The 7965-nt window shown below is 67.6% G+C and carries 4 protein-coding genes; all 4 read right to left on the bottom strand.

Features of this window, described 5'->3' with window-relative positions; translation table 11 throughout:
* Positions 1-2004 (bottom strand): ESPR-type extended signal peptide-containing protein (locus X946_RS30035; RefSeq protein WP_200886419.1); only part of this gene is annotated, 2004 nt, incomplete at its 3' end.
* Between the two features lie 999 nt (positions 2005-3003).
* A complete protein-coding gene (locus X946_RS03700) occupies positions 3004-4860 on the bottom strand; it encodes a tetratricopeptide repeat protein (protein ID WP_052144997.1) in 1857 nt (618 codons plus the stop codon).
* A gap of 264 nt (positions 4861-5124) precedes the next feature.
* Entirely contained in the window at positions 5125-5436 is a 312-nt protein-coding gene (locus tag X946_RS03690) for a hypothetical protein (RefSeq protein ID WP_052144998.1), read from the bottom strand.
* A 155-nt stretch (positions 5437-5591) separates the two neighbouring features.
* Positions 5592-7965 (bottom strand): YadA family autotransporter adhesin (locus X946_RS03685; protein ID WP_200886418.1); only part of this gene is annotated, 2374 nt, incomplete at its 5' end.

The following is a 7965-nucleotide window of genomic DNA, read 5'->3' as shown; positions in this document are numbered from 1 at the left end:
CAAGCCGGTCGACGCAGAGGTCGAGAGCGAAGCGACGGAGCTATTCGCCGAGCTGATGCCCGACGAAGCGGAAGTCGACAGCGAGGTCAGCGAGCTGTTGGTGGTGCTGAGGCCGGTGGACAGCGAGGCAACGTTGCTATTGGTCGTCGAGAGTCCCGTCGACAACGAACCGATGCCGGTCGACGTCGAAGTCGAAAGCGAAGCGACAGTGCTGTTGGTGGTGCTCAGACCGGTCGACAACGAATCGACGCTGGTCGAGGTCGAGGTCGAGAGCGAAGCGACGGAGCTGTTCGCCGAGCTGATACCCGACGAAGCGGAGGTGGACAGCGAGGTCAGCGAGCTATTGGTGGTGCTCAGGCCGCTGGACAGCGACGCGACGTTGCTGTTGGTCGTGCTGAGGCCCGTCGACAACGAGCCGATGCCGGTCGACGTGGAAGTCGACAGTGAAGCGATCGAGCTGTTGGCCGAGCTGAGGCCGGTCGAAGCCGACGTCGAAAGCGATGCGACGTTGCTGTTGGTGGTCGACAGGCCGGTCGACGCAGAGGTCGAGAGCGAAGCGACGGAGCTGTTCGCCGAGCTGATGCCCGACGAAGCGGAAGTGGACAGCGAGGTCAGCGAGCTATTCGTCGTGCTCAGGCCGGTCGACAACGAGCCGATGCCGGTCGACGTGGAGGTCGAGAGCGAAGCGATCGAGCTATTCGCGGAGCTGAGGCCGGTCGAAGCCGACGTCGAAAGCGAAGCGACGTTGCTGTTGGTGGTCGACAGCCCGGTGGAAAGCGAGTTGACGCCGCTTTGCGCGGTGCTGATGCCCGACGAAGCGGAAGTCGACAGCGAGGTCAGCGAGCTATTAGTGCTGCTCAGGCCGCTGGACAGCGAGGCAACGTTGCTATTGGTCGTCGAGAGTCCCGTCGACAGCGAGCCGATGCCGGTCGACGTCGAAGTCGAAAGCGACGCGATCGAGCTGTTGGCCGAGCTCAGCCCAGTCGAGGCGGACGTCGAAAGCGAAGTGATCGAGCTGTTGGCCGACGACAATCCCGTCGACGCGGAAGTCGACAGCGAAGTCAGGCTGCTATTGGTCGTGCTGAGGCCGGTGGACAGCGAGCCGATGCCGGTCGAAGTCGACGTGGACAGCGACGCGATCGAGCTGTTGGCCGACGAAAGCCCGCTCGACGTCGAAGTCGACAACGAAGTCAGGCTGCTATTTGTAGACGACAGCCCGGACGACAGCGAGGCGACGTTGCTGTTGGTGGTGCTCAGCCCGCTCGAAAGCGAAGTGATCGAGCTATTGGCCGACGACAAGCCCGTCGACGTCGAAGTTGACAACGAAGCGACGCTGCTGTTCGTCGACGACAGCCCCGTCGACAGCGACGAGATCGAGCTGTTGAACGTCGACATGCTGCTCGACAGCGAGCTGATGCCCGTCGAGGCCGACGTCGACAGCGAATAGAGCTGGCTGCCGTTGATCGCCTGCGAGCTCGTCGCCGTGACGGCGCCCGCCGCGACGCCCGACAGCAGCACGCCGCCCGTCGGGCCCGCGCCTGCGACGTTGCTCATCGTCAGCGTGTTGCCGTTCGTGCCGCCCGTGCGGAAGTAGATGTTGCCGGTGCTGCCGTTCAGGACGACTTGCGTGTCGTCGGCCGACAGGCCGATCCAGTCGGTCGTCGAGCCGGGCGTGACGCCGCCCGCCCACGACCCGATGCCGGTCGTGCAGGGCGACGTCAGCGAGGCGCTCGCGCCGTAGCCGGTATACGTCGGAAGAACGCCGTTGTTGTAGTTCGCGCACATCACCGAGTTCGATTGCGCGAATGCGGCGGGCGATGCGACGAGGCTCAGGCCGAATGCCGCCAGCGCCGCGACGGAGATGCCGCGCAGCCGCGTCCAGATCGGGCGGGCGGAGGCGGTCGCGACGGCGGTCGCGCCGCCGCGACGCCCGTTCGTGTGCTCCGATACCGCAACCCAGCTCCGCGTGGTCTCGCACCAGATGGTTTTGTAGATCTTGTTCATCTCCGCCCTTTTTGCAATCGAACCGACTAAGAAAGTGACCGCACTTTGTTCCGTCTGAAGATCTCGGTCGGTCGACTGGGCGCCGGAGTTTTTCGGCCGCTTTTAAACACGCTTCGATCATCGAACTGTTGTTTGCAGCCGCGATTCTATTTATGTGTTGGTTAGCGGACTGACAAGAACTGTAAAAAGGAATTGAATTTATTGTTAATAATCGTCAATCCGTCTTTTTAATTTGATCGGCCAGTTCGATTCGATTCGCCGGGATTCGTTGAATAAACGTATGACGATTCCGGGGTGAATGGCTCTGGCCTTGATGCGCGGGGCTTAGGGAGGGAAGTGAGAGGCGGCTGCGGATTTTGTCCGGGTTGTAAATTATTTAAATGAAATCGCCGGGCGGCAATCGTCATTTCATTTCAATTTGCTTTCTGATTTATAAATATTGGTTTTCGTTTGCGGGTGGCTGGCGGTAATGAATTTTAATATTCGATGCTGGATTTAGAGTTGAGATTCTATTTGGTTTGGGCGCGCGAGGCATTTGTCCGATTTTTAACGGGAAATCCCGAATTGCGTTTTGCCGCCGTGCGCCGGCATCGCGACTGCCGCGCGCGGCGATCTTGCTGCGCGTCTGGTATTTCCCGATAGTGCCGGCACGCGCGGCGCGATGGCGACGAAGCGCGCGACGGTGCCCGCCGCGCGACCGCCGGACGCATGCGACGGCTTTCCGGACAACGGGGCGCCCGGCGAAAGGCGGGCGCACGGCATCGTTCTACGGCGACCGGGCGCGGATCGCGGTTTCGTCGGAACGCGTGCGCGCGCCACCGCGTGCGTCACGGCAAGCGGCGCGAGGGCTGCGCGAGCATCGATGCGCTTGCCGCCCGACCGCCCGACTGTCCGACCGCCCGCCCGACTGTCCGACTGTCCGACCGCGCCGACCGCGCCGACCGACTGACCGACTGACCGACTGACCGACTGACCGACTGACCGCGCGTGCCGGCCGCGCTACGCATTCGTCCCGCGCGATGCATTGCGCTTTCGCCGCGACGCGCGGCACGAGCGCGGCTGTCCGTCCGCGGCCGCCAGCGCGGCCAGATCGTCGCGCACCCGGTCGAGCGCCGCCGTCCAATCGCGATACCGGGTTTGCCGATATAGCCGGATCGAGCGATACCACGGGCTGTCGTCGCGATCGATCGACCAGACCCAGTGCGGATTCACGTCGAGCAGCAGCCAGGTCGGCCGCCCGAGCGCGCCCGCGAGGTGCGCAACCGACGTGCAGACGGTCACGACGAGATCCAGATTCGCCAGATAGGCGGCCGTATCGTCGAAGGTCGGCAACCCGGCCGTGTGATCGATTACGTCGAGCCCCGCCGCGCGCATCGTTTCGACGTCGCGCGCGCCGTCGACCTGAAGGCTGTGGAACGCGACGCCGGCGACGTCGCGCCATGCGCGCGCGCAAGCGCTCGGATCGAGCGCGCGCAGCGGGTTGCGCTGGTGCGTCCGGTTGCCGCTCCAGACGAGCCCGACGCGCAGCCGGCCGTCGGCGGGCAGCCGCGCCGCCCATCGCGCGGCGCGCGCCCGATCCGCGAACAGGTAGCCGTGCGCCGACGGAATCGTGTCGGGCCGCACGCCGAGCACGAGCGGCGCGCTGCCGACGGGCAGATGGCGGTCGAACGCCGGCAGCCGGCGCGCGTCGTGCGGCGCGATGCGCATCGGCGCGCCGGCGAAGCTGCGCGCGAGGAGCGTCTCGAGGCCGGCGAAGCATGCGAAGACGACGCGGCCGCCCGCGCGTGCGGCCCGCTCGGCGACGACCGGCGCGAAGCGCGCGAACTGCAGCGCGTCGCCGAATCCCTGCTCGCCCCATAGCATCAATGTCTTGCCCGCAAGCGGCTCGCCCTGCCATTGCAGCTCGGCAGACGGGCGCGGACGATCGCCGAGCTCGCGCGCGCCGCGCCAGCGCGCCTCGTGATTGAGCCAGCCGTTCGCGTAGTCGCCGTGCAGCAATTGCAGCATCGCGAGCGACCATTGCATGACCGGATCGTCGGGCGCGCCTCGGTGCGCCTGCGTCGCCGCGGCGAGCGCGTCCGGCCAGCGCTGCCATTCCTTCAGCGCATTCGCGCGCGCGAGTTGCGCAATTGAGTAGCCCGGGCCGAGCGCGCACGCACGCTCGGCCGCGATCAGCGCGCGGGCCGGCTCATGCAGCGCGAGCCACGCGTTCGAGCAGTTGCACCATGCCATCTGACTGTCCGGGTCCGCGCGGATCGCGGCTTCGGCCTGCGCGAGCGCATCCCGATGCTTGCCGGTCTGATAACGGAGGGCGGCGAGATTGTTGCGCAGCATCGGGGGCGCGGGATCGAGCGCGTCCGCGCGGCCGTACGCGTCGGCCGCAGCCGCGTATTCGCCCGCGTAGTGATGCGTGAGGCCGAGCAGGAACCACGACCGCGCGTCGGCGGGCGCGCGCTCGCACAGCGCCTGCGCGACCGTGCGGGCGAGCGCGTGTCGGCGAAGCTCGTGCAGCAGCGCGATCCATTCGGGCAGCCCGCTCGTCGCGGCCGGATCGGCGCGATGCGCGGCGTCGAACGCGAGCTGCGCGCGCTCGGGCTGCCCGGCGAGCCGAGCGAGGCGCGCGCGTTCGAGCCACGCGGCCACGCAAGGCGGCGTCGCGGCGAGCGCCGGTTCCAGCGCGATGGCCGCTTCGTCGAAGCGGCCGAGCAGGCGCAGCCAGTGCGCGCGGCATGCGATCGCATCGGCGCAGGCTGGGGCGGCCGCGTGCCACGCGCCGATCGCGTCGGCGGCGGCGATCAGTTCGCCGCGCTGCAATTGCGCTTGGATGTCGGCGAAACGGTTCGGGTCGGCGGGCATGACGTTCGCTCGAAAGGCCGGCGCGGCTCGATTCGCCGCCGATTACGGCGATGGTCGAGGGCCGCCGGGCGGCTCAAGGTCCGAACGATATCCGATTTTGGGGCGGCTCGAAGGCGCCGCCGGGCCGGGCGAAAGCCGGCCGCGAGGCGCGCATCGCCCGACGGGCGATGCAAGGATGCGTTCGCGCATCGATCGGCGCGCGCGGCGAGGTCGTTGACCGGGGTGCGGTCGTGCGCGGCGTCGCGCCGCGCGGATCGCGCCGGCTTATTGATCCGCCGGCGGCATGACGTTCGGCGTCGACGCGCAGTCGAACGTGAGGCTCGACGGCTTGCCGCGCCGGTCGTCGCCGTGGAAGTCGGCGTCGCGCTCGAGCGTTTGCACGGCGCGCTCGCCGCATACGCGCGCGGCGACCTTCGTGCACGTTTCGAATTTCCCGAACGCGCCGCCGCATGCGACGCGGTAGGCGAGCGGATGGCCGGGCAGGCTCGCCTGCGTCACCGAGTAGGTCGGCCCGCTCGACGCGCTGCATCCCGCGAGCGCGGCGAGCGTCAATCCCATCCATGCGATGTGCTTCATCATCGTGTTTCTCCTGGCTGATGCGCAAACGAAGCGCGACCGGGCGCGTTCGTCGTTCCGGCCGGGCGCGCCCGATGCCGGGCCGCGGCCGGGGCGGCGTGCGCCGGCCGCGATGCCGGGCGCCGTCCGTTGCCCGTTGCCGCGCCGGCCCGTCGTTACTTCCACTGATAGAGCATGCCCGCGCCGATCACCTTCTGATTGCCGCTGAAGCCGCCGTTCACCGACGCCTTCAGGTTCTCGGTGATCCGCGCCTGCATGCCGACCGCCATCGCCTTCTGGCCGAGGAACGACGCGGTGCCGATCCCCATCGCGAAGTTCGAGTCGCGATCCATGTGCGGAATCGACGCCATCGCCGCGACCGCCGCGATGCCCTGGCGGGCCATCGAGTCGGTCTGCTGCAGTTGCTGTTGCGTCTGGTTCAGTTGCGCGCCCAGATTGTTGATCTGCGTCTGCTGCGTGGACAGCGATTGCGTCAGCGTCGTCGACACCGCATTGAGCTGATTGACGTTGACCGCGTCGGTGCCCTCCGTGCCGGCGGCGACGTTCGTGACCTGACGCTGCTGCGTGTCGCTGCCGACCGACACGACGTTCGAGCGGCCGCCGTCGGTCGAGCCCGCGCCGATCGCGACCGAGTTCGAGCCGGCCGTGACGGACGGCGTCGTCGCCTTCGGCGAGCTCATGTCGGCGGCGATGCCCGTGCTCGCGGGCAGCGACCGGATCACGTTGTCCGTGATCGACGTCGACAGCGACGTGAGCTGCGTGTTGATGTTGGTCACGCTCGTCGACAGCGACGCGACGTTGCTGTTGGTCGACGACAGGCCCGTGGACAGCGAGCCGATGCCGGTCGAGGCCGACGTGGAGAGCGACGCGAGGTTGCTGTTGGTCGACGACAGGCCCGTGGACAGCGAGCTGATGCCGGTCGAGGCCGACGTGGAGAGCGACGCGAGGTTGCTGTTGGTCGACGACAAGCCCGTGGACAGCGAGCCGATCGCGGTCGAGGTCGACGTGGAGAGCGACGCGAGATTGCTGTTCGTCGCGTTCAGGCCGGTCGACAGCGACGCGACGTTGCTGTTGGTCGCATAGAGCTGGCTGCCGTTGACGGCGTCGGTGCTGGTCGCGGAGATGCGGCCGGCGGCGACGTTCGTGACCTGACGCTCGGCGCCCGGCGCCCCCACGCTAAACACGCCGACCGGTGCGCTTCCGGCGAAGCCGCCGAACGTGAGGCCGCCGACGGTCGCGGACGCGACGGGCACGGCCGCCGACGTCGTCGCGCCGTTGCCGATCGCGACCGAGTTGTCGATGTTCGCGACGGCGTTCGGTCCGATGGCGACGCTGTTCGCGCCCGTCGCGACGCTGTCCGGATCGGTCGAGTTCGCGTGGAAGTACTTGATGCCGTTCGCGTTGATGCTGTCGATCGCTGCGCCGACGCTGCTGTTCGTCGTGGTCGTGCCGTTGGCGTTGTACGTCGTGTACGACGGCGCGGAGATCGTGCCCGTTGCCGGATCGTACGTCGCGCCGCCGCCGAGCGCGGCCGCGGTGCTGTTGCCGAGGTTGGTCGTGTTCGACGTGATCGAGCTGATGCTCGTCGACAGCGAGCCGATGCCGGTCGAGGCCGACGTGGACAGCGACGTGAGGCTGCTGTTGGTCGACGAGAGGCCGGTGGACAGCGAACCGATGCCGGTCGAGGCGGAGGTCGACAGCGAGGCGATCGAGCTGGTGGCCGAGCTCAGGCCCGTGGAGGTCGACGTGGAGAGCGACGTGAGGCTGCTGTTGGTCGACGAGAGGCCGGTGGACAGTGAACCGATGCCGGTCGAGGTCGACGTCGACAGCGAGGCGACCGTGCTGTTCGTGCTGCTGAGGCCCGTCGACAGCGAACCGATGCCGCTTTGCGCCGAGCTGAGGCCCGACGACGTCGAGGTCGACAGCGACGCGAGCGAGCTGGTGGTGCTGCTCAGGCCGGTCGACAGCGACGCGACGTTGCTGTTCGTGGTCGACAAGCCGGTGGACAGCGAATCGATGCCGCTCTGTGCGGTACTGATGCCGGACGACGTGGAAGTCGACAGCGAGGCGGTGGAGCTGGTGGCCGAGCTCAAGCCCGTCGACGTCGACGTGGAGAGCGACGCGACGGTGCTGTCGGTGGTCGAGAGACCAGTCGACAGCGAACCGATGCCGGTCGAGGTGGAGGTCGACAGCGAGGCGATCGAGCTATTCGCGGAGCTCAGGCCCGTCGACGTCGACGTGGACAGCGACGTGACGGTGCTATCGGTGGTCGAGAGGCCGGTGGACAACGAGCCGATACCGGTCGACGTGGAGGTCGACAGCGAGGCGATTGAGCTATTCGCCGAGCTCAAGCCGGTCGAGGTCGACGTGGAGAGCGACGCGACGGTGCTGTCGGTGGTCGAGAGACCGGTGGACAGCGAACCGATACCCGTCGACGTGGAGGTCGACAGCGAGGCGATCGAGCTGGTGGCCGAGCTCAAGCCGGTCGACGTCGACGTGGAGAGCGACGCGACGGTGCTGTCGGTGGTC

This window comes from Burkholderia sp. ABCPW 111 (assembly GCF_000773065.1).
GTDB classification, from domain to species: domain Bacteria; phylum Pseudomonadota; class Gammaproteobacteria; order Burkholderiales; family Burkholderiaceae; genus Burkholderia; species Burkholderia savannae.
Note: the sequence above shows the minus strand (reverse complement) of the source record. Positions and strands in the feature narration are given on the sequence as shown.

Coding starts and splice junctions, on each gene's coding strand:
- X946_RS03700 (WP_052144997.1), bottom strand. CDS start 4,860: ATGCCCGCCGACCCGAACCGTTTCGCCGACATCCAAGCGCAATTGCAG.
- X946_RS03690 (WP_052144998.1), bottom strand. CDS start 5,436: ATGAAGCACATCGCATGGATGGGATTGACGCTCGCCGCGCTCGCGGGA.